1 protein-coding gene is annotated in these 1,357 nt (G+C 62.0%); it reads right to left on the reverse strand.

What is annotated here, in order from left to right; genetic code table 11:
• Window positions 1–883: 883 nt before the first annotated feature.
• Window positions 884–1,357 (reverse strand): PucR family transcriptional regulator (locus MLGJGCBP_RS47905; protein WP_201453374.1); only part of this gene is annotated, 474 nt, incomplete at its 5' end.

Consider the following 1,357-nt stretch of genomic DNA (forward strand, 5'->3'; position numbering starts at 1 on the left):
GCGCCCGGCTCCCACGGCGGCAGCGGGGAACCGTCCGGGGAGGACAGCTCGAGCTGCACGACGTCGGAGGCCAGAATCTCCCGGCGCGTCAACGTCAGAGTTCTCGACTGTTCGAGATCCGAATCCACTGAGGCCTCCCTCGATTCGCTGACCATCGCATCTGACATGACTTTCCACCTGTTCGGACTGGACGGGGGTTTCACGGACTGGCTGCTCCGCCGGAAATGACTGTTCGAGTAGCGATTATAATCTAACATCATTGAAACACGATAAACAGGACTCACCGGAAGGTTCGCGCGTACCCGGAGGTGCCCAAAACGAAAGCTGATGTGGACCTCCGGTTGTGCGGGGCGCGTCCACCGTCGCCGACGTGCGCCCCGTATCCGCGTATCGTTGTCGATTTCGTAAAAGTCGTTGCCGACAAGCCTGATTCGCCGGGATCAGCGATCGCGGTCAACTCCATGGCAGGCTCGGCTTCACGCGTGTGTGCGGCCCGCCTGCACTTCACGCGAGCCGTGCAGGCGCCGGGTATCTGGGGCTCCGCGCATCAGCGCATCAGCGCTTCGAACGTATCGCACAGTTTGCGCTCGACGCGCGGGCGCAGTGATTGCTACGGAACAGAATCCGTATCGAAAGGTTGATGCCGACAACACTTCTCGGGTAGTTTGCGCGTGCAAACTGCGCAGAATCGTCCACCGAGTGTCTAGGTCGGGTCACCGCTGTGCGTATTCAAGTTCTCGTGCATCACCCCCGATCGAATTCGGCCAGGCTGTGCGTGAGTGCATGGACAGGCCGTGATAGCAACGATTTTCGGACAGCGTCACCACCGATGCGTGGTCAAGAAGGAGACCACGCGCGTGCTGAAGTACCGTGTCGCTGAGTATCATTCGGTGGTAATCGTTTCGGAATCGAGCACTGCGGTCCCGAGCCAGTGACACAGTGCCAGCGCGTTCTCGAGTTCCAGGCGGCCCTCCCGGACGTTCTTCCCGAGCAACTCCTCGATCTTGTGAATCCGGTAGATGACCGTATTCTTGTGCATGGTCAATGCGGCGGCAGCTGCGGTATAGCTTCCCCCGGTCGAGAAGAAGGTTCGCAGCGTCTGACGGTGCAACGCTGCGGTGGAGTCGTCGACCGCCAGCGGGCCGAGCACATCGCGTACCCACCTGCGAGCGGCGTCGAGATCCTCACACATCAGCGCCACGGCACCGACCAACCCGATGGGAACCACCCGGGGACCGGACACATTCGAGGCGCGTGCCACAACCGTGGCCTGGGCGGCCTGACGGTGGGTGCGGACGAACCCGGCCACCCCGTGCTGCGGGGCGCCCAGAGCGACCGTGATCGGTTGGTCCCACTT

Origin of the sequence: Rhodococcus sp. T7 (assembly GCF_009872365.1) — a bacterium.
Lineage (GTDB): Bacteria > Actinomycetota > Actinomycetes > Mycobacteriales > Mycobacteriaceae > Rhodococcus_F.